This is a genomic window from Pseudomonas bubulae (genome assembly GCF_900618535.1).
GTDB classification, from domain to species: domain Bacteria; phylum Pseudomonadota; class Gammaproteobacteria; order Pseudomonadales; family Pseudomonadaceae; genus Aquipseudomonas; species Aquipseudomonas bubulae.
On record NZ_UYJA01000002.1, the window covers coordinates 438,367 to 459,788 of the forward strand.

The window sequence follows — 21,422 nt, forward strand, 5'->3', positions numbered from 1 at the left end:
CCGCCGCAGTCGACCAGATGAGTCGAGTCGCCGGCATCGCAAGCAAGTCTGCCCCCACCAACAGAATTACGCAGTCTGCAGCTTGTTCGTCGGCAACACCGGCAGTACATTGGCAAGACCGGCTGCGATCCCGTACGGCCGCAATACGCTGATCAACAACCCGCTCGCCAGCAGATACCCCCCGGAACAGATGACCAGCGACCAGCGCAGGGCATTGATGCCCATTAGCGGGGTCAGGTGATCACTCAGCACACCCACGGCCAATGGGCCGAAACCTGCACCGATGGCCATGATCCCGAAGTTGTAGAGGGCGATCATGGTTGCGCGGCGCTCAGGCGCCACCAGTTGGGCAATGGCGGTGTAGCTCGGTGCCATCCACCACATGCCGAACACCGACATGCCAAACATGAACACCGTTGCCTGGGGCACTTGCAGCGCACCCAGCGTCCAGGGATGACCGGCCGGGTACAGCGCGAAGGCAATCGACATCGGCAAGGCCAGCAGTGCCCCGACGATCGGCACGCCCAATTGCCAGCGGCTGTCGCGTTGGGCCAGGCAGGCGCTCAACCAGCCGCTGGACAGAGAGCCGATAATGGCCCCCGGCCCGGCCGCCAGGCCCATGATGATGCCTGCGTCCTTGAGCGTCAGCCCGTGGCTGCGTACCAGAAATGCAGTGCTCCAGATACTGAACGCATAACTGGCAAACGCCAGCAGCGCCCCGGCCAGGGCAATACGTACAAAGGTTTTCGACGCCCAGGCCACGCGCATCACTTGCATCACGCTTTCATGGGGCACGGCTGGGCGCGACTCACGGGCTTTCTCCCATAAGCCGCGCAATGGTTCGGCAGCCGTAAACCGCAGCAATACAGCGGCAGCGATACCAGGCAGCGCCATCCAGATAAAGGCTTCGCGCCAGCCGTGGTAGTACGCGATATAGGCGCCCAGGCTCATGCCCAGCAAGGCGCCGATGGGCGCTCCGAGCATAAATACGCTGATGGCCTTGGAGCGCTGATGGGGCGGGTAGAGGTCGGCGATCATCGACATCGATGCTGCGCCGCTGCCCGACTCGCCCACTGCCACGCCGATGCGTGCCAGGGCCAGGGTCCAGAAGTTACTGGCAAAGCCGCAAAGCATGGCCATCACGCTCCAGAACGCACAGCACCAGCCGATCAGGTTGCGCCGATGGCCACGGTCGGCAAAGCGCCCCAACGGGATCGCAAACAGGCAGTAGACCAGAGCAAAGGCCAGACCTGTAAGCAGGCCGATCTGGGTATCGGAAACGTGAAATTCGGCCTTGATCGGTTCAATCACAACGCCCATGACCTGACGGTCGATCAGGCTGACCGCCGAAATCAGGAACAACACAAACAAGGTGTAATGACGGCGAAATCCGGAGATTTGGTTATTCATCATTTCAATCCCATCGAGCAGTGTTCATCGGTTGAGTGGCTTACAGCGGTGCGCGTCGATCAGCCCAGGGGCTTGCCTGTTCGAGTTGCCCGGCCAATTGGAACAACAGGTCTTCGCGGCACCAGCCTGCACTGAACATCATGCCGATGGGCAAGCCGCTGCTGCTGGTGCCCAGCGGCACCGACATGGACGGCTGGCCACTGACATTGGCCAGTACGCTGTAGCCGATGCTGCCGATGATGCCCTGGATGTAGTGCGGGTAATCCTGATCCAGACTGGCCACTTTCAGTTCGGGAGTGATCTGCGAGGTGACCGGACTGAGCAGCAGGTCATAGTCGTCGAACAGGTGTTCCATGCGACTGCCGATCAATTCGAAACTGCGTCGGGCACGGTACAGGTTTTCGGCGGTGGCCGAAGTGGCATTGTTGACCAGATAACGGCTGACGGGCTCCAGCTCGTCAGCGTGCAACGGGCGGCCGAGGACGGTTTCGCGGTCACGCACGGCGGCCAGCAGTGCGGCTGCACCCACGGCGCCGTGAGCGCCGTATACCTGCTGCGGGTCGACGGGCAGGGTCACGGGGTCTACCCGATGTCCGAGACCCAACAGCAGATCAACAGTAGTGTTCAAAACGCTGCGGATATCGGCGTCCAGTTCCAGGCCGGTCATGGCCTGATCGACCACGCCGATGCGCAACGAACCGGGGCTGCGCCGCACTGCCTCGCTGTAGCTTATGGCCTGTGGCGCGAGCCAGTAGGGACTGCCTTTTTCATGACCGTGGCTGACGTCCAGCAACAGTGCCGAGTCGCGCACGCTGCGTGATACCACATGACCGCAACTGGCACCGAACCAGCCTTCGAAGGTGTCCGGGCCCTGAGGGGTGCGATAGCGCGTGGGCTTGAGGCCAAACAGGCCGCAATACGACGCCGGGATGCGAATCGAGCCGCCGCCGTCGGTGGCGTGGGCCACGGGCACGATGCCTGCGGCCACGGCTGCCGCCGCACCGCCGGATGAGCCGCCTGCGCTGTGGGCCAGACTCCACGGATTGCGCGTCTGGCCCCACAGTGAGGATTCGGTGGTGGTGGTCAGGCCGTACTCGGGACTGGTGGTCTTGCCGAAGATCAGCATCCCGGCGGCCTCGTAGCGCTGCACGATGGTGCTGTTGCGCGTTGCCGGCGGCGTGTCGGCCAGCATTCTTGAGCCGTTGGTGGTCAGGGTGCCAGTCAGGTAAGTGTTCAAGTCCTTGAGCAGCATCGGCACCCCGGCCAGTGCTCCCAGCTGCTCGCTGCCGGCGTGGTGACGGGCCCTGAGCACGCTGTTGGCATGCTCGTCGTGGCGCATGTTGACCGCATTGACCAGCGGGTTTACCGCATCGCAGCGCGCCTGGGCGGCGCTGAGCAGCATCCGGGGGGTCAGTTCGCCGGTTTTGACCGCAGCGGCCATGGCTGTGGCGTCCAGCGCCAGATAGTCGCCGGTGGACAGTTGATAACGTTCATCGCTCATGTTCTACGACCTCGCATTAGCACCTGGGCCTGCGCTGCAAAGGACCAGGTGACGGGTATATACGGCTGGGGGCTGGCGCTTTAAAACAGGAAGTTCAGCGATTCCTGGAGCAACAGGGCATCGGAATGGATCGGCGTGAATACCGGGTTCTTGGTGTAGGTCAGACCGCTGATCAAATACACGCCGGGGATCAGGCGGGCCGCATAGGAAGCGGTTACCGCCAGGGTGTAGGGCGCCGCTTCCATGCCATAGCTCCTGGTCACGTCGCGCAGATCCTTGCTGTAGTAGCTCTTGGTCAGGCCCACGGCGGCCATGTCGGCAGGGCGGCTGGCGAACGGGCCGACATTGAAGGCACTGACCTGGAATGCCTTGTTGATGGCGTTGACCGAGTCAGGCGAGTAATCGAGTTTGCTGTCCAGATACCAGCCGCGGGCATCGCCGTAGGGCTTGGTCACCTGGACCGTTTCGGCCAGGTATACGCCGTAGTTGTTGTCCGACTTTTCACCGGTGGTGAACTCGGTGTAATGGCTGGTGTTGTACATGGCCCCTGCGCGCAGCCACATGGCGTTGGAGCTGGCCGACGGCGCCTGTTTGTAGCCGAACTCATTGATCAGCATGGCGCGGGCATCCGGCACCTTGAGGCGCAATCCGCTGGGGTTGAGGTCGACATCCTTCTGGATGCCTGCGGGGCTGACGCTGCGGGTCAGGGCGGTGCTGTTGTAGAAGCGCAGCGACGGGTCACGCACGATCACGTTGACGGTTGGGGTCGGCTCGGTAGCCGACATGCCGACCTGAAATGGCACCACGCTGCTTGGGCCCAGGGCGGCGGTCGAGGCACTGCCCCCCAGCGCCATGCCATAGAACAGGCGCACGCCGGGTATGAAGCCGTATTCCAGTTCCAGCTGGTGATTGAAAAAGGACTGGTTGATGGCAAATACCGAGACGGTTTTGACCCGCGGGTTGGCCGGGGTGTAGGTCGAGTCCACCCAGTTGCCGGCCAGTGTCAGCTGCGCGTCATTGGCAAAACCGATGCGGGTCAGATCGTAAGTCAGGTACAGGTTGAGCGACGTGTTGTAGCTGGGGTTCTGGCCGTTATACACCTGCTTTTTCGCGTTGTTGCCCAATACGTCATAGGTGTAACCGTTATACGAGGTGGCGGTAAAACCGATGCCATGCTCGGCCAGCTCCTTGCGCAGCCCCCACAGGTCCGGCTTGATCCGCGCGCAAATGGGCACGTTCTTGAAGGCCAGTTCGGCGCGGGTCAGCAGCTTTTCATACTGGGCACATTCGGGGGCAGCCGACGTGTCGGCTGCCAGCGCATGCTGGGTAAAAGCGAAGGCGGCAAGGCTGACGGCTAACGGATACTTTGCGTAAAACATAGTGAGAGTTTCCCATCCTTAACGTTTTGTTTTCAGGACGACGCCAAGTGCTTTGGTGGTCAGCAGTAGTACTGCATATCCGTGACCAGCGAATGGGGCCAGCGGGGACTATCGATAGGGCCAGGGGCTGGTAGTGCGACTACCGTGCGGGAGCCGGGGTTGTGGGAGCCGGGCTTGGCCGCGATGGGGGCACTGCGGTGGGCCAGATGCACCGTGTTGCCTGCATCGCGAGCAAGTCCGCTCCCACAGGGGCAACGCAGGCGCTGTTGTGGGGCAAATGGCTCAGCCGCGCACAACTGCAGGTCGTTTCGCGTGGGCGTTGATCACCAGTCCCAGCTCGCGAATGCCGGGGGCAATCAGCTCCTGGGCGATGGAGCCAAAGCCCAGGCGCAGGCAAGGCCGGGGCAGGGTGTCGGGCTCGACGCAAAACGCACTGCTCGGGTCAAACAGCACGCCCTTGGCCAACCCTGCGTAGTACAAGCTCAGCAAGTCGTGCTCGCCGGCCAGCTTGAGCCATAGCGTGGCGCCGCCGCTGGGCATGACAAACTCCGCATCCGGCAGCACTTCACGCAATGCGGTGGCCATCGCCCCGGCCCGCAGTTGCAGTTTTTCCCGGGCCTGTTGCAGCAACCGATCGTAGTGGCCTTGTTGAATAAACAGCGCGGCGGTGATCTGGTTGTTGCCCGGGATCTGGCGGATCATCAGCCGTTGCAGCTGGCGCAGTTGCTCGATCACCGGTGCCGGGGCAACGATGTAACCGATGCCCAGCCCCGGGGACAGCAACTTTGACAAACTGCTGAGGTAGATCACTCGCTCCGCCGGGTCGGTGGCCTTGAGCGCTGGCAGGGCGCGGCCGTCGTATTCGGTCTCGGGGTCATCATCGTCTTCGAAGATCACCTGATCGTGCATCTGCGCATGTTCAAGCAAGGCCTGGCGCCGGCCCAGGCTCATGGTCACACCGGTCGGGCACTGGTAGCCGGGTGTGCAATACAGATAGTCGCAGGCTGCCAGTGCCGGGGATATCTGCAATCCGTGTTCGTCGATGGGCAGCGAGACCATGTGCGCGCCATCGTGGGCAAAGGCATTGCGCGGATCGCGAAAGCCCGGCTCCTCGACCCCGACTACGCTGCCGGGGCGGGCAAACAGGCGCGCGAGCAGGTAAAAACTCTGCTGGCGGCCCAGGGTCAACAACACTTGATCATGGGTGGCGGCAATTCCGCGGCGCGGCAACACGCGGCGGATCAGTTGATCGATCAGCTGGCTGGCGCCGACGTTCTCGCCTTCCTGCCACCAACGATCCACGGCCTTCAATTCCATTGCCTGACGGCTGCACTGGCGCCACTGGGTGAGCGGGAATTGCCGGGGATCGAACTGGCCGTAGATAAAGGGGTAGCGCACTTCACGCCAGGTGGGCGGGCGGTCCATAAACGCCAGCGGGTTGCGCGCCAGGTGCATGCGCGAGGCCCAGTCAGGTGGTTGCGCAGCCTGTTCGGGCAGAGGCCGGGTGGTCTGTGTCGGAGTGATGGCGCCGCATACAAAAAAACCGTCACGGGGCCGCGAATCGACATAACCCTCGGCTACCAGGCGTTCGTAGACCAGTACTGCGGTATTGCGCGAAACCCCGGTCAGCATGGCCAGATCACGGCTCGATGGCAGCCGTGTACCGCCAGGCAAACGCCCGTCGAGCATGGCCGTGACAAACGCGGTGCACAGCTGCACCTGCAGCGGCTCATCGTGCCTGCGCACTTTGGGCAGCAACTGGCGCCACATCAAATCGTGCTGACTGGAGCGCATGGTCTATCCGGAAATCAGGTCGGGGAACGCCACCCTAACCCAAGACTCTTTTGCAGGGCTATGTAGTCCTTGATCAACTGACCGTCATTGTGAACCCGGTCCTGTTCGGCCCGGTAGCGGGTGCGTTCGGCGTCCAGCCAGTCGAGCACGCTACTGGTACCGGCGCGGTATCGCTGTTCGGTCAGGGTGGATGCGCGTACGGCGCTGGTTTCGACCCGGCCCAGGGTGCCCCTGCGCTGGCGTTCGTTACCGTAGCGGGCCAGTGCCACATCGGCATCGCGCAGGGCACCGAGCACGCTGCTGCGGTACCTGGCCAGGGCCTCGTCGCGTCCGGCTTCGGCCTGTTTGACCTGGGCCTGCACGCGGCCAAAGTCCAGCCAGTTCCACTGCAGATAGGGGACACCCAGGGCGCTGAGGTTGTCCTTGCGCAACAGATGGCCCGGCGCGCTGGCGCTGAAACTCAGGGAGCCGAACAGGCTGACCCTGGGAAATGCCGCCGCCTTGTGTTCTCCGATCTGCGCGGTGCTGGAGGCCAGCCGGCGTTCTGCAGCGCGGATGTCGGGGCGCTGTTGCAGCAACTGCGCCGGGTCACCGATATTGACCATGGCGGGCAGTGCCGGCAGCGCGGCTTCGGTGCCCAAACGGGTGTCCAGGGCGCCGGGCTCGAGACCGCTGAGCAAGGCCAGTTCGTCGAGGGATTCAATCACTTCCAGCTCCAGGGCGATGGACGCGGCACGGGTGGTTTCGACCTGGGTGGCGATGCGTTCACGGTCCAGTTCCGAGGCGGTTCCCTGGGCCAGGCGCTGCCCGGTAAAGTCCAGCAACTGGCGCTCAAGCTGTTCGGACTGGCGGGCGATGCGCAGCCGCTGTTGCTGGTCGCGCAGGCCGATATAGGCCTGGCCCACTTCAGCGGCCAGTTGCACATGAGCGTCGGCCAGATCCGCCTGTACGGCATCGGCTTCGGCACTGGCTGCTTCTACCGCGCGGCGGCTGGCGCCGAAAATATCCAGCTCCCAGCTGGCATCAAAACCGCTCAGGTACAGGTGGGTGGCGTCGGTCTGGCTGTCACCCGAGCCGGTGTAAAGCGCCGCTGCCGTGGCCGAGCTTTTGGGCATCTGGTTGCTGCGTTTTTCCGCCAGTCCGGCGCGGGCCTGGCGTAACCGCGCGGCGGCTGCTTGCAGATCGGGGCTGTGGCCCAGTGCACTGTCGATCAACTGGTTGAGCACCGGGTCATTGAGGTCGCGCCACCATTCGGCAACCTGTGCTGTTTGCGCCTGGGTGCCAGCCACCTGACGGGCAAAGTCCCTGTCTTGCAGGTGGCTGTCGGGTGCCGCGTGATAGTCCGGGCCCAAGGTGCAGCCCACCAGCAACAACGGACCCAACAGGCTCAAGGGTTTGCAAGCGATCATGGTCAGTGTCCTGTGTTCAATGGCGTACCGGCAGGCGGTTTTTTTAGAAAGAGGGCGAGGGGCAGACACAAAAGCAAGGCGATGCCGAGCACGTAGAAGGTTTCGCTGTAGGTCATCACTTGCGCCTGAACCTGGATCTGCCCGGCCAGTTGACCCAGTGCCTGGAGCTGGGCATGGGCGAGATCGCCGTGCTCAGCGAAAAAGCCCTGGGCGGACGCTGCAAGCTGAGTGTGAGCTTCGACCGACTGTACGCTTACGGCATCGCGCAAGGTGGCGTCATGGAAGCTGCTGCGCCGCTCGATAAACGTCCCCAGCAGCGCCAGCCCCACCGAGCCGCCGAGGTTGCGCGCCATGTTGTAGATACCCGCAGCCTCACCCGCCTCGTGGGCCGGCACGCAGCTCATGGAGGCCTGATTGAGCGGCATCATCGCCATTACCTGGCCCAGGCCCAGCAGCAGTTGGGTGCGAGTGAAATTCTCGCCCACGCTGTCGGCGGTCAGCCCCATGGCCAACAGGCAACTGCTGGCCAGGCAACCGAGGCCAAGCATGACCATGATGCGGGTATCCACGCGGCCAAGCAGGCGTGGCAAAACAGGCATCATCAAAAACGCCGGCAAACCCGACATCAGCATCACCGCTCCGGATTGCTGAGCATTGAAACCGGCAATATTGCTCAGAAATTGCGGCAGTACAAAAGCCACGCAATACAGTCCGCAGCCCACCACAAATACAATCGCGATCACGCTGGCAAAGCGCGGATTGAGCAGGAGTTTCAGACGCACAATCGGCGTCTTCGACAGCCTCTGGGCAATCAGCAGCAAGGCGATCCCGGACACCGCCAGCAGGCTCAGGCCGATGATGTGCGAAGACTCGAACCAGCGCTCGCGATTGCCTTCTTCGAGTACCACGGTCATGGCGCTAAGGCCCAAGGTCAGGCCGATAATCCCCAGCCAGTCGGCCTTGATAAACGCTTGCCAGTTGCTCGGGCTTTTTTTCAGACCCTGACTGAGCATCACCAGCAGCAAGGCGCACACCGGAATGTTCAGAAAGAAACACCAGCGCCAGCTGAAATTTTCGGTCAGGGTGCCGCCCAATACCGGGCCCAGCAGTGGCCCGAGCAGTACGATCAGGCCGAACATTGTCATGCCGATGGGCATTTGATGGCGCGGTAAGCGGGTGGCCACCAACACCTGCGCCGTGGGAATCATGGCCCCCCCGGCAAAGCCCTGGCCGAGCCGGCCAATGACCATCTGCGGCAAGGTTTCGCTAATGCCGCACAGGATCGAAAACAGACTGAACAGAATCGCGTTGCCGATCAGGAAATTGCGCAGCCCGAACACCCGTGTCAGCCAGGCGGTTAACGGGATCATGACAATTTCAGCCATCAGATAGCCGGTCGAGATCCATGTGCCTTCGGTGCCAGAGGCGCCAATCTGGCCCTGAATCTGAGGCAGGGCGGCGTTGGTGATGGAGATGTCCAGCGTGGCCATCAACGCGCCCAATGCGCCAGCAAAGACCACAATCCAGTCGCTGGTACTGGCGTTTGCCCGGGGCGGTTGCAGCGCTGCGGATGCAGCAACAGCACTAGCCACGATGGGTGTCGACGTCGACAGTGGCCGACAGCCCCGGCATCCACTCAATGCCTTTATCGGCAGAGGGGTTCAGGCGAATGCGCACCGGCACCCGCTGTACGATCTTGGTGAAGTTGCCGGTGGCGTTGTTGGACGGCAGCAGGGCGAACTGTGAGCCGGTACCGGGCGACAGGCTTTCAACCACACCCTCAAATTTTATCCCCGGCCAGGCATCGATATGCACCGCCACGGTCTGGCCGGGGTGCATGCGCTCGATCTGGGTTTCCTTGAAGTTGGCGGTCAGGTAGACCTCATCGAGGGGCACTATGGTCATCAGGCGCGTTCCGGGTTGCAGGTATTGGCCCACCCGCACCGAGCGGCTGCCGACGCGGCCGGCCAGGGAGCTGTAAACCACGGTGTCCTGTTCATCAAGCTTGCTTTGGCGGGTGCTGGCCTGGGCGCTGGCCAGTTGTGCACGGGCTTGTTCAATGGCGGCGCGCTGGGTGTGCAATTGGCGCTGGGCAACGTTCAGTGCCGCCGCCTGGGCAGCCCGCCTTGCGCTGGCCTGACGCAGGGCGTTGCGCAGCTCGGCCATGCGCTCCTGCGTCTCGGCGCCACTTTCGGCCAGGGGCGCGTAGCGTTTGACCTGGGCGGCGGCGTACTGCTCGTTGGCGCTTTCGCCTTCCAGCTGCGCCTGCACCTGGGCAATGGACGCGCCGTGCTGTTCAAGCTCGGCTTCGCCCCGGGCAATATCGGCCTCGGCTGCGCGAATGGCCGCTTCGGATTTTTCCCGCGCAGCCTGATAAGTCCGCACATCGAGGCGCACCAGCGGCTGGCCGACGCTGACGTTCTGGTTGTCGCTGACATACACCTCGCTGACCGTGCCTGCGATCTTGGCGGCTACGCTCAGGCTGTCGGCCTGCAGGTAGGCGTCGTTGGTGCTTTCGATAAAACGCCCCACATTCCACCAGTGTGCACCCCATATGGCAGCACCCAGCAGCGCGCCCAGGCCGAGAGCACCCAGCGCCAGGGTTTTACCAGGCTGGCGTTTGGGCCTGATCTTGATCGATGGGTCTAGGGCCTGATGTGCGGTCATGGTGCTCTCAATTGTTATCGGTTGTAACAATTATTACGATCGGTAAAATTATGTCAATCGATATAAATTCAGGCACACTCCCGTCTTGATCGATCAAGGAGAAGCCCATGACCACGATTCACCGGCGCCGACCTGCCAGCGAAGGCGGCTATACGTGTGGGGATGAAACCAGTGCGCGGATTATCGAAGCGGCCCTCAACCTGTTTGGCGAGCGTGGCTACGAGGGCGCTTCGACCCGCGATATCGCCGAATTGGCGGGGGTTAATGCACCGGCGCTCAATTACTACTTCAAGAACAAGGAAGGGGTGTATAGCGCCTGCACCGAGTACATGGTGGAGCGGATCTGGGATTACCTGGCGCCGACCATCGAAGCGGCCCAGGCGCTGCTGGGCACGCGGCCGGACACCGAACAGCTGATCGACACCTTCTGCGCCATCCAGAGCAAGATTGCCGAATTCATGCTGGTGTCCAACCGTACCAACAGCTGGCGCAAGTTCTATGCGCGGGAGCAGGCGGGGCTGGGCCCCAGCGCCGGTGAAGAAATGATCAGCCAGCGTATAGGCCAGCGCATTATCGGCGTGACCAGCGGAATCATTTCGCGGCTGATGGGCCCGGATGCCAGTGATGAAGAATGCATCCTGCGCTCCATGACCCTGACCGGGCAGTTACTGCCGTTTCACCTGACCCGCACCAGCTCGCTGAAGTCACTGGGCTGGGACACACTGACGGCCGAGCGTTACGCCATGCTGATGGGCATTGTGCGCGAGCAGACCGTGACCCTGTTGCGCGGGTTGGTGCGCTAAGACCTGCAACTGTGGGAGCGAGCCGGCTACGGGTTTTCATTTATCCCCGGCCCTTCCAAGGCACCAGTTTGCGCTCCAGCCAGCGCATGCCCAGATCGAACAGCAGGGCCAGCGCTCCGATCACCAGAATGCCCATGATCACCACATCAGTAGCCATGAACTTGGACGCTGTCAGCACCATAAAGCCCAGCCCGGCCGTGGCCGCGACCATTTCGGCGGCCACCAGGGTGGTCCAGCCAAAGCCGATGGCGATGCGCATGCCGGTCAGAATTTCCGGCAGGGCTGCCGGCATGATCACCTGCCTGAGCACTTGCCCGCGGCTGGCGCCCATCGAATAGGCCGCGTGGATCTGCTCAATGGCCACCGACTTGACCCCGGCCCGGGCACTGAGTGCCAGCGGGGCAAACATCGCCAGGTAGATCAGGAGGATTTTTGAGCCTTCACCGATACCCATCCAGATCACCACCAACGGCAGATAGGCCAGCGGCGGCAGCGGGCGGTAAAACTCCACCAGCGGGTCGAACACGCCTCGGGCCACCCGATTGACGCCCATCAAAATACCCACCGGGATTGCCGTCAGCACCGCCAGCGCAAACGCGCCAAACACCCGCAGGGCACTCCAGCCGATATGTGTCCACAAGCTGGCATCGGCAAATCCGTCGCGGCTGACATCCACGATCTGCGTCCATACCGCCTGGGGCGAGGGCAAAAACAGCGGCTTGATCCAACCGCCATTGGTGGCGAAAAACCACAAGGCGAACACGACACAAATCGTGCCCAGGCTCAGCCCCATACTGGAGCCGTTGCCCGGTGCGCCATATTGCTCGCCCGGCTTTGCCGGCGCGGCGCGGCGCAGTTCATGGAGGGTGCGCAGCACGGCATTGCGTTGTTTTTCGTCCAAAAGGCTCATTACGCTGCCTCCTCGTCACCGTGGATGATGCTCAGGATCTGCTCGCGCAGGGCGATGAAATCGGGGCTGGATTTTACGGCGCGAGCGTCGCGGCACTTGAGAAAGCGCTGGCCGAAATCCACCGAAAACTCGTGGGTGATACGCCCCGGGCGTGGCGACATGATGATCAGTCGGGTGGCCATAAACAGCGCTTCTTCGACGTCATGGGTGATAAAAAACATCATCTTTTGCGTGCGCTGCCAGATCTCCAGGATCAGTTCCTGCAAGCGTTCGCGGGTCAGGGCGTCCAGTGCGCCGAGGGGCTCGTCGAGCAGCAGCATCTTCGGGTCATTGGTCAGTGCGCGGGCAATCCCGACACGTTGCTGCATGCCGCCCGACAGCTGATAAGTGGCGTGATCGCGAAACTCCGCCAACCCGGTCAACTGCAAAAAATGCAGGGCACGTTCTTCGCGTTCGACCTTGGGGATACCGCGCAACTTGAGACCGAAGGCCACGTTGTCGATCACATTCAGCCACGGCAGCAGCGCATGTTTCTGGAACACCACACCGCGTTCTGCGCCGGGGCCGGTGACCTGGTCACGCAGCTCGGCGCCGTCGATGCGCTCGGGCACCTGGCCGTGATAGTCGCCCAGGGTAATTACCCCGCTGCTGGGCTGGATAAACCCGGCCATCAGGTTGAGCAGTGTGGTCTTGCCGCACCCTGAAGCACCCAGGGCGACGACAAAATCACCGGCGGCAATGTCCAGATTGACCCCGGACAGAGCCCTTACCGGCTGACCCTTTTGCTGCCCGGGGTAGAGCACCGACACATCATGAATTTTTAGGCTGAGGGGCATGGCGTGTTCCTCGTCAATTAACTTGATGCCCTGTGGGAGCGGGTTATTGGGCGTTTTGCACAAACGTCGGGTTGATCGCCGCGCTGTAGTCAGGCAGCAAGGCCGGGATTTTCTTTTGAGCTTTCAAGAACTCGGCGGTGGCGGCCAGTGCCTTGGCAGCGCCACCGCCCAGCCACGTCGGGCCGGCCTGTTCGCTGGCCAGCGGGAACTGGTACAGCGCCAGCACCGGTGGTACTTCTTCAGGTTTGGCCCCGGACTGCTTGGCCACGTTGATGACCTGCGGCGAGTCGGCGGTCCAGGATTTTGGCGCCTTGACGTAACCCGCGGTGCTGTCTTGCAGCACCTGGGTGAACGCCTGCATGCCGGGGCCGTTGGCGGCAGCGAATTGTTTATCTACCACCAGGCCGTCGAAGGTGGCCTTGCCCCAGTCGGTCAGTTGGCCCGAAGTCAACAGCACATGGCCGCTTTGCTTGAGACGGCCCAGGGCCGGATCCCAGATAAACGCCGCGTCGATATCACCGCGCTCCCAGGCTGCGGGGATATCCGAAGGTTGCAGGTTGATAACCTTGACCTTGCCGGTCAGGCCGAACTGCTCAAGGGCAAACAACGCGTGAAAGTGGGTGGTGGAGACAAAGGGTACGGCGAGGGTTTTGCCGGCCAGGCCCTGTGGCGCGACGATACCGCTGCCATTGCGTACCACCAGCGCCTCGGCATCGGCAATGTTGTCCAGAATCCAGAACAATTGCGCATCCACACCGCGGCTCACGGCGGCGGCAATCGGGCTGCTGCCGGCGACCCCGATCTGCACATCGCCCGAGGCCATGGCCATCATCACGTCGCCGCCGCTGTCGAAGTTGCGCCACTGGATATCCCAGCCGGTGGCTTGCTCGAACTGCTTTTGCGCGATGGCGTCTTTCCAGGGCGCAAACATGCTTTGCACGCCGATGGTCACGGTCTGAGCCTGGGCAGTGGCTACCAGGCTCAGAGCGGTAAGGGGCAACAAGACGGTGCGACGGATCCATTTGTTCAGGGGCTTGAGCATGGTGAGACTCCGGGCTGGGGGATGTCTGTTTTTTTGTCAGCCCGATCTTAGGCGCTGGCTCGGCGCTTGCTTTAGATCCAGTTGCTGCAAGCTGTGGTGCCAGAGGTCGTTGCAGGCCTTGTGTGGCAAGGGCTGTAGCGCATCTGGTGCGCCATGACGGGGCGCCGGGCCAGGAGCTTGAACCATGTTGGAGCGTTATTTTCGACCCTTCGAAGCTGGCCGGGGCTTACAGGAACAACTGCGCGAGAGCTTGCTCAGCGCGATTCTGGACGGTGCCATGCCGCCCGGTGAGCCGATGCCGTCATCGCGCAAGCTGTGTGAGCTGCTCAACGTGTCGCGTAATACTGTGGTGCTGGTGTATGAGCAGTTGGTGCAGGATGGTTATCTGATCCCATCGGACCGGCGCGGTTTCTTTATCAACGAGAAGTACCTGCGCCAGCAGCTCAATGTCAGCCTCAAACCCGCCACGCAAAAAATCTTCGAGCGCCCCGACCATGCACCGGACTGGGAGGCGCGTCTGCAAAGCAGTTCGTCGCAGTTGCGGGCCATCGTCAAGCCGCGCAACTGGCGTGAGTATCGCTACCCGTTCATCTATGGTCAGGTCGAGGCGGATGAGCAAACCGCTGCCCGCTGGCGCGACTGTTCGCGCATCGCCAGCACTGGCGCACATATGCGCAGTTGGGTCGATGATCAAGTGATGCTCGACGATCCGTTGTTGGTCGAACAGATCGTCCAGCGTGTGTTGCCCAAACGCGGGATCAGCGTGTCGACGCAGGAAGTGATGATCACCATCGGCACGCAGAATTCGCTGTATATGCTCGCCCGGCTGCTGGGCCGCCCGGGGCTGGTGATGGGGCTGGAGGATCCGGGCTATGTGGACGCGCGCAATATTTTCAGCCTGAGTGGCTGCGCGTTGAAACCGCTGCGCATTGATCGCCAGGGGCTGGTGGTCAATGAGCAACTGGCCGACTGCGAGATGGTGTTTTGCACGCCCAGCCATCAGTCGCCCACTGGCGTGACCATGCCGCTGTACCGACGCCTGGAGCTGATGGCCAGTGCCCGTGAAAATGACTTGTTGATCATTGAGGACGATTACGAAAACGAACAGAATTTTTTGGGCAGCAACCATCCGGCTTTGAAGAGTTTTGATGACAGCGGACGGGTGATCTATCTGGGCAGCTTGACCAAAAGCCTGCTGCCGGGGGTACGGTTGGGATTTATTGCCGCGGATGCCGAGCTGATCCATGAACTGCGGGCGCTGCGCCGTTACATCTACCGGCATCCGCCGTCGAACAACCAGCGTACGTTGGCGCTGTTTTTATCGATGGGCCATTACGATGCCCATGCCCGGCGGTTGCGCGATCGGCTGGCGCGCAAGTGGCGGGTGATCAGCCGGGCCATGGCCGAGCATTTGCCGCAACTCAATGCCAGCGGCATGGCGGGGGGCTCGTCGCTGTGGGTCAGTTGCCCGCCGGATGTGGATGCCTGGGTGTTGCAGCGGCTGGTGGCCAGGCGTGGTGTGTTGATTGAGCCGGGGGATATTCATTATTTGAGCGAGCCGCGCCCGCTCAACTGCTTTCGGCTGGGCTTCGGGGCGATTGCCGAAGATCTGATCGAGCCGGGGATTGCGGCGCTGGGTGAAGCGTGGCGCGAGCTGAAAGCCCCTCACCCCAGCCCTCTCCCAGAGGGAGAGGGCTAGGGTGAGGGACTTGCTTTAGCCTTACAAAATCTCCCGCCCCAACGTCTCTCTCAACACTTCAAACATCGCATCCAAATCCGCCCGCCCAGTCACCAGCGCCGGGGCAAAGATGATCGCATCCCCGGTCGTTTTAACATGCAGCCCGGCGTCATACAGCGCCCTCTGCACCCGCGCACCTTTGGCTCCCGGCGCATCCCCCGGCGTCAGCTGTATTCCGCTGAGCAACCCATAACCGCGCAAGTCGCTGACTTGTGGCAGGCCTTGCAACCCGCTCAGGCACTCCAGAAAATACGGCGCCAGTTGCGCGCCCTTGGCAAACAAATCCTCATCCCGGTAAATATCCAGCGAAGCCAGCGCTGCCGCACAGGCCACCGGGTGCCCGGAGTAGGTATAACCGTGGAACAGTTCCGGGCCGCCACCTTTGCTGGCATTGATCACTGTGTCGTAAACCGCCTCGTCCACCGCCACGGCACCCATCGGGATTGCGCCATTGGTCAGGGCCTTGGCCAGGGTGATGAGGTCCGGCTTCACCTCAAAGCTCTGTGCTGCAAACGCCTGGCCGGTGCGGCCAAAACCTGTGATGACTTCATCGAACACCAGCAAAATCCCATGTTTGTCACAGATGTCGCGCAGGCGCTTGAGGTAGCCCACAGGCGGCACATACACGCCGATGGAACCGGCAATCGGCTCCACAAAGCAGGCAGCAATGCTGTCGCCGCCATGCATGGCGATGATCCGCTCCAGGTCGCTGGCCAAGTCGGCGCCCTGCTGCGGTTCGCCCAACTGAAAGCGCTGGTCCTCTTGCCAGGTGTGACGCATATGGCTGACGTGGGGCAGGCCGCCGGTGGCGAAGGCCTGGCGGTTGCGCATCATCCCCGACAGGGCCACGCCGCCAAAGTTGACGCCGTGATAAGCCCACTCGCGGGACACAAACCGGGTGCGCTGGGCTTCGCCGCGGGCACGGTGATAGGCCAGGGCAATTTTCATCGCGCTGTCCACCGACTCGGAGCCGGAGTTGGTGAAAAACAGTTTGTTCAGGCCAGCAGGCAACAAGTCGCTCAAGCGTTCCGCCAGCTCGAAAGACAACGGCGAAGCCCGTTGAAAGTGCGGGGTGAAATCCAGGGTCAGCAATTGCTTGCACACCGCCTCGGCGATCTCGGTACGGCCATGGCCGGCAGCGCTGCAAAACAACCCGGAGCTGCCATCGAGCAGTTCGCGGCCCTCGGCATTCCAGTAACGAACGCCCTCGGCGCGGACGAACAACTGCGGTGCGCGGTGAAACTCACGGTTGTCGGTAAAAGGCATCCATTGGTGGTTCAGATTCGTCGCCATGCATGTCACTCCTGAGGGTCGGTCCGGTGCGGCCAGTTGCTCGCAGACTAGTCACGGCCGGGGGCAATCCTTAGATCCAGATGGGGTTTTCGATAGGGCCAGTTCTGGCCCCATCGAAAGCCCCTACTGGATCTAAGCTCCGGGGCGCGCGGCTGACTACAGTGGCGCCATTGAGCACCCTGGAGCAGCGTATGAACCCTGAAGCAAGTTGGGCCCTGAGTGCGCTGTGCGTACTGGTGGCGGCTGTGGTGCGCGGGCTCACGGGGTTTGGTTTTGCGGCCATTGCCGTGGTCGGGCTGGCGATGCTCGGGTCGCTGCAACAGGCGGTGCCGCTGGTGTTGTTTCTGGAGGTGGCGTCCAGCGTGATGCTGTTGCGCAGTGCCTGGCGCGAGGCGCATTACCCGCTGCTCAAACGCCTGCTGCTGGCGGCCGCGTGTGGAGTGCCGTGCGGTATCTGGTTGCTGACGGGTATCGACAGCGGTGGGCTGACAGTGGGGGTCTACCTGTTGGTGGGGCTACTGGCGATTCTGGGTCTGGCGCGTGTTCGCCTGCCGATGGGCGAGGGTCGCGTCGGTGCCTGGCTGGTGGGGGGCAGCAGCGGGGCGTTGATCGCCGCATTCAGTATTGGCGGGCCGCTGGTAGTGGCGTGGCTCAGCCATTGCGGGCTGCGGGCCCGGGCGTTGCGAGCGACGCTGATCATGTTCTTTTTTGCCGTCGATCTTGCGGCGCTGGCCGGGCTGGCGGTGGCTTCGGCCATCCCCCCCGGCACAGGCCGGCAGGCATTGCTGATGCTGCCTGCGCTGCTGTTGGGGCTGTGGCTGGGGCAACAATTGTTCGCGCGTATCCAGGCCGAACAGGCCGCCCGTTTTACCCAATGGCTATTGCTGGTGCTGGCAGGCGTTGGTCTGCTGGGCCGGTCGTGGTCCTGATCGATCCCAAGGAGCTGTCTATGATGCCGACTGTTTTTATCACGGGTGCCACGTCCGGTTTTGGCGAAGCCTGTGCCCGTCGTTTTGCTGCCGCAGGCTGGTCGCTGGTGCTTACCGGTCGCCGGGCCGAGCGCCTGCATGCACTGGCTGACGAGCTGTGTGCGCAAGCCAGAATCTTGCCGCTGGTGGTGGACGTGCGTGACCGTGTCGCGATGGAGCAGGCCATTGAACATCTGCCTGCGGAATTCAGCAGGTTACGCGGGCTGATCAATAATGCCGGGCTGGCCTTGGGCACCGCGCCAGCCCCCGAGTGCTCGCTGGATGACTGGGAGACCATGGTCGACACCAATATCAAGGGCCTGCTGTATAGCACGCGCTTGCTGCTGCCACGGTTGATCGCTCACGGTACCGGGGCAGGCATCGTCAATCTGGGGTCTATTGCCGGTAACTGGCCGTACCCTGGCAGTCATGTGTATGGCGCGAGCAAAGCCTTTGTGCGGCAGTTCTCATTGAACCTGCGCTGTGACCTGCAGGGTACCGGCGTGCGCGTCACCAACCTTGAACCTGGCCTGTGCGAGAGCGAGTTTTCGCTGGTGCGCTTTGCCGGGGACAAGGCCAAATATGATTCGGTCTACGCCGGCGCCCAGGCGATTCAGCCAGCGGACATAGCCGAAACGATTTTCTGGATTCTCAACCAGCCGGCGCACATCAATATCAACAGCCTTGAGTTGATGCCTGTGAGCCAGTCGTGGAACAACTTTGCGATTGAGCGGGCTTGAGCCCGGCTTTCCAGGGCGTGTACTCGACGCGATAAAACGCGCTGCTCATGCCCTGGGTGTTGGGCACAAAGCCCGGCATGGCGCTCAAGTCCAGTTGCTTGCAGCGCTGAACCAGTCCTGCAAGTAACCCATCGTCATGCCTGAACTCAGAAGGGCGCATGGCGTGCGGATCAAGGCTGGCGGCACATTCGCGCACCTGGCCGGTGCTGTCAGTCATCATCATCAGCGTGGCGACACCAATGCTGTCGATGGGCATCGGCGCGAGCAGTTGCTTGAACAAAAAGTCGTTTTGCGCCTTGTCCTGCAAGGCCGCATCGCGCCGTGCCCGGGTCTCGGGGGAAAGCCCAACCAATGGATACACCAGAACCGGCGCCACGACACTTGCCGTCTTGCTCTTGGGGTCGATCAGTGACGAGGGCAGCTCGGGGAACACCGCTGTCCAGCAGATCGACCGCAGGTCCAGGGCCAGCTTGCGATTGTAGGGGTAAACCCTGGCATCCACTTTCTTGTTGGGTTGAGTGCCGCAGCCAATGATGCGGTTCTTGTCATCGAGGGTCAGCATCAGATTGAAACTGCCATCGCGCCCTTGGGCATTAGCCAGGTCGCCCTCACGGGCGAGCACACTGCTGATCAGTTTTTCATACACACCGCGTTGTACCGCCTGCTCCTTTTCCTGGGCTTGGGTGAGCTTGGGCGGGCTATCGGGGTCAATGGTCGCTGACTGGCAACCTGCAAGCAGCACCGCTGTCAGGGCGAGGGGGAAAGAGGGTTTGAACATGACGATCCTTGTGCGAGAGGCTAGCCGGTGGAGTCCTTGCCGTTTTTTAAACAGCGGGCAGTTTATCGCATTCAAGGTGTTTATTGCAGTTGGGTTGTATTCGCGTTAGCGCAGGGGCTGCGCTTTACCACACAGCGCAACAGCCCCCTACTTTACCCTTGCGGATGCCAGCCCAACTGACTTGAAACCTGCTGCGAGGCTTCCATCAGTTGTTTGACGTAGTCCTGTTTCAGTTCCTCACGAAAGCGAAAGCACGGGAAGGATACGCTCATGCCGCCAATCACATGGCCGAAACGGTCGCGGATGGGGGCTGATAAACAACGCATGTTGTCTTCAAATTCTTCATGGTCTTCGCCATAACCCTGCTGGCGTACCACAGCCAGTTCCTGCAGGTATTCGTCGATGCTGGTGAGGGTGTTGGCGGTACGCCGCTCGAAGCTCTCTTCGCGCAAATGTGCCAGCAACTCATCCTCTTTCAGCCAGGCCATCAGCACCTTTCCGATGCCGGTGCAGTACAGCGGCGCCCGACGGCCGATACGCGAATACATGCGCAGGTTGTATTTGGAGTCGATCTTGTGCACGTAGACGATGCTGCCTTCGTCGAGGATGCCCAGGTGCACGGTTTCCCCGGTCAGTTCGTTGATCCGGCGCATCCCCGGCTCGGCTTCGCGCACGATATCCAGATGGGGCAGGGCCTGGGCACCCAGTTCGAACAACCGCACGCTCAGGCGGTAGCGGTCTTCAGCATCCTGAACCACATAACCACGGGCCTTGAGCGACTGCAAAAAGCGATAGACCGTACTTTTTGACATATCCAGTTTTTGCGCGATTTCGGACACGCCACTCTCTTCCGGGTGCTCGGCCAGCGCTTCAAGCACGGCCATGGTGCGGCCGACTGCAGAGACCAGTTCATTGTTCTGGGTGGTGCTGTTGTCCATGAAGGCTCCAACGCAAATGAAAAAAACAAGGATATACCGTAGGGAAACGAAACGCTGTTTCATTTTTCTTGACGGTGCGGGGATTTTGATTAAACTCGCCCTCAAGCAATGAAATGAAACGCCGTTCCGAAAATAATAATCAGCTCGATGCAAGGACACGATCCGTGCCTGTATCGACGCCAAGCGACCCATAAAAACAAGGCGCGAAGTGATGACGGTAACCCTCGGGCATTGCCCACAGGCCGATTTGCCCCACCCCCGACGAGTCGCTCTGGTGGGCGAGTGCATGATTGAGATGCGCGGTCTGCCAGGAGCGCTTTTCAGCCAGACCTTTGGCGGCGATACGCTCAATGCAGCGGTCTATCTGTCACGTCTGGGTGCTGGCAACGGTATTGTTGCCGACTATGTAACCGCCATCGGCGCAGACGCTTTCAGCGTTGCCATGCGCCAGCTCTGGCGTGATGAGGGTGTCGGCGATCAGCATGTGCGAGTGATCAAGGACGCGCTGCCCGGTTTGTATTTCATCCAGACCGATGACCAGGGTGAACGCCGCTTTGCCTACTGGCGCGGAGAAGCCGCCGCCCGACGGGTTTTCGACGGACCAGAAGCCGACGACGTACTGCGCGCCCTGGCCGACTACGACTATGTGTACCTGAGCGGTATCAGCCTGGCGATCCTCACCGCCGGCGGCCGCGAGCGCCTGATGCAGGCCCTGGGCCAAGCGCGCCAGAGCGGCACGCGCATTGTCTTTGACAACAACTACCGCCCACACCTGTGGCCAGATGCGTCTTCTGCACGCAAGGCGTACAGCGACATGCTGCGCCTGACCGATCTGGCGCTGATCACCTGGGAAGACGATGCTGCGTTGTTCGGCTATGCCGATCCCGAAGCCCTGTTTGGCGCCTATGCCCGGTTTGGTGTGGGCGAAGTGGCTCTCAAGCGTGGCCCGGCTTCGTGCCTTATTCAGTGCCCGACCGGGCGTTTCGAGGTGCCCGCCGAACAGGTGCGGCAGATCGTCGATACCACGGCGGCAGGCGACTCTTTCAGTGCTGCGTACCTTGCCTGCCGCTTGCAAGGCGGTGAGCCGCAACAGGCTGCGCGCTGGGGGCACACGCTGGCCGCAGAAGTGGTGCAGCATCCCGGCGCGCTGATTCCCGCAGCGGCCATGCCAAGCCTGAACATGCCTGTATTTTCTTCTGTCGCCGAGGCCTGAACC

18 protein-coding genes are annotated in these 21,422 nt (G+C 61.9%); 5 read left to right on the forward strand and 13 right to left on the reverse strand.

Annotated elements, in window-relative coordinates:
- Positions 1-66 precede the first annotated feature (66 nt).
- The 7 genes from PPTH39_RS08690 to PPTH39_RS08720 form a co-directional block, all read right to left on the reverse strand.
- Positions 67-1,410 carry a spinster family MFS transporter gene (locus PPTH39_RS08690; protein ID WP_095025469.1) on the reverse strand — a complete coding sequence of 448 codons (1,344 nt, stop codon included), beginning with the start codon at positions 1,408-1,410 and terminating at the stop codon, positions 67-69.
- Between the two features lie 40 nt (positions 1,411-1,450).
- Positions 1,451-2,911 carry an amidase gene (locus PPTH39_RS08695; RefSeq protein ID WP_095025443.1) on the reverse strand — a complete coding sequence of 487 codons (1,461 nt, stop codon included), beginning with the start codon at positions 2,909-2,911 and terminating at the stop codon, positions 1,451-1,453.
- A gap of 80 nt (positions 2,912-2,991) precedes the next feature.
- Positions 2,992-4,290, reverse strand: a complete 1,299-nt coding sequence (locus PPTH39_RS08700) for a carbohydrate porin (protein WP_130871871.1) — start codon at positions 4,288-4,290, stop codon at positions 2,992-2,994.
- 282 nt (positions 4,291-4,572) lie between these two features.
- Positions 4,573-6,084, reverse strand: coding sequence for a MocR-like pyridoxine biosynthesis transcription factor PdxR (gene pdxR, locus PPTH39_RS08705; RefSeq protein ID WP_095020354.1), 1,512 nt, complete (start codon positions 6,082-6,084; stop codon positions 4,573-4,575).
- A 14-nt stretch (positions 6,085-6,098) separates the two neighbouring features.
- On the reverse strand, positions 6,099-7,493 hold the full coding sequence (locus PPTH39_RS08710; RefSeq protein WP_130871872.1) for an efflux transporter outer membrane subunit: 1,395 nt from the start codon (positions 7,491-7,493) through the stop codon (positions 6,099-6,101).
- 2 nt (positions 7,494-7,495) lie between these two features.
- A complete protein-coding gene (locus PPTH39_RS08715; protein ID WP_095038581.1) occupies positions 7,496-9,085 on the reverse strand; it encodes an MDR family MFS transporter in 1,590 nt (529 codons plus the stop codon).
- Entirely contained in the window at positions 9,078-10,160 is a 1,083-nt protein-coding gene (locus PPTH39_RS08720; RefSeq protein ID WP_095018314.1) for an HlyD family secretion protein, read from the reverse strand. Before PPTH39_RS08720 ends, PPTH39_RS08715 begins: the two co-directional genes overlap by 8 nt.
- Positions 10,161-10,267: 107 nt before the next feature.
- Here PPTH39_RS08720 and PPTH39_RS08725 point away from each other — a divergent pair, with 107 nt between their 5' ends.
- Entirely contained in the window at positions 10,268-10,963 is a 696-nt protein-coding gene (locus PPTH39_RS08725; RefSeq protein ID WP_095001503.1) for a CerR family C-terminal domain-containing protein, read from the forward strand.
- A 40-nt stretch (positions 10,964-11,003) separates the two neighbouring features.
- Here PPTH39_RS08725 and PPTH39_RS08730 read toward each other — a convergent pair whose 3' ends face one another.
- From PPTH39_RS08730 to tauA, 3 genes are read right to left on the reverse strand one after another with little or no spacing between them, the layout of a single operon-like run.
- The gene (locus PPTH39_RS08730; RefSeq protein ID WP_095018315.1) at positions 11,004-11,873 is read right to left on the reverse strand and encodes an ABC transporter permease subunit; all 870 of its coding nucleotides are present in this window, start codon (positions 11,871-11,873) and stop codon (positions 11,004-11,006) included.
- Entirely contained in the window at positions 11,873-12,709 is an 837-nt protein-coding gene (locus PPTH39_RS08735; protein ID WP_095001501.1) for a taurine ABC transporter ATP-binding protein, read from the reverse strand. Before PPTH39_RS08735 ends, PPTH39_RS08730 begins: the two co-directional genes overlap by 1 nt.
- 43 nt (positions 12,710-12,752) lie before the next feature.
- Complete coding sequence (gene tauA / locus PPTH39_RS08740) at positions 12,753-13,751, reverse strand: taurine ABC transporter substrate-binding protein (protein WP_130871873.1); 999 nt, start codon at positions 13,749-13,751, stop codon at positions 12,753-12,755.
- A gap of 184 nt (positions 13,752-13,935) precedes the next feature.
- Between tauA and pdxR (PPTH39_RS08745) the strand changes: the two genes are divergently transcribed.
- Positions 13,936-15,450 (forward strand): MocR-like pyridoxine biosynthesis transcription factor PdxR, encoded by a 1,515-nt coding sequence (pdxR, locus tag PPTH39_RS08745; protein ID WP_130871874.1) that lies wholly within the window; start codon positions 13,936-13,938, stop codon positions 15,448-15,450.
- Positions 15,451-15,471: 21 nt separating this feature from the next.
- Here the strand turns inward: pdxR (PPTH39_RS08745) and aptA are convergent, their stop codons facing one another.
- Entirely contained in the window at positions 15,472-16,782 is a 1,311-nt protein-coding gene (gene aptA, locus PPTH39_RS08750; protein ID WP_130871875.1) for an omega-aminotransferase AptA, read from the reverse strand.
- Between the two features lie 191 nt (positions 16,783-16,973).
- Between aptA and PPTH39_RS08755 the strand changes: the two genes are divergently transcribed.
- Both PPTH39_RS08755 and PPTH39_RS08760 read left to right on the forward strand, forming a co-directional pair.
- Entirely contained in the window at positions 16,974-17,711 is a 738-nt protein-coding gene (locus PPTH39_RS08755) for a sulfite exporter TauE/SafE family protein (RefSeq protein ID WP_130871876.1), read from the forward strand.
- Positions 17,712-17,731: 20 nt separating this feature from the next.
- Complete coding sequence (locus tag PPTH39_RS08760) at positions 17,732-18,490, forward strand: SDR family oxidoreductase (RefSeq protein ID WP_130871877.1); 759 nt, start codon at positions 17,732-17,734, stop codon at positions 18,488-18,490.
- Here PPTH39_RS08760 and PPTH39_RS08765 read toward each other — a convergent pair.
- Positions 18,426-19,268, reverse strand: coding sequence for a hypothetical protein (locus PPTH39_RS08765; protein WP_095020361.1), 843 nt, complete (start codon positions 19,266-19,268; stop codon positions 18,426-18,428). The two genes, PPTH39_RS08760 and PPTH39_RS08765, sit on opposite strands and share 65 nt — an antisense overlap.
- A 152-nt stretch (positions 19,269-19,420) precedes the next feature.
- Positions 19,421-20,206 carry a DNA-binding transcriptional regulator KdgR gene (kdgR, locus tag PPTH39_RS08770; RefSeq protein WP_095018322.1) on the reverse strand — a complete coding sequence of 262 codons (786 nt, stop codon included), beginning with the start codon at positions 20,204-20,206 and terminating at the stop codon, positions 19,421-19,423.
- A 211-nt stretch (positions 20,207-20,417) separates the two neighbouring features.
- Between kdgR and PPTH39_RS08775 the strand changes: the two genes are divergently transcribed.
- A complete protein-coding gene (locus PPTH39_RS08775) occupies positions 20,418-21,419 on the forward strand; it encodes a sugar kinase (protein ID WP_095001488.1) in 1,002 nt (333 codons plus the stop codon).
- The last annotated feature ends 3 nt before the right edge of the window (positions 21,420-21,422 follow it).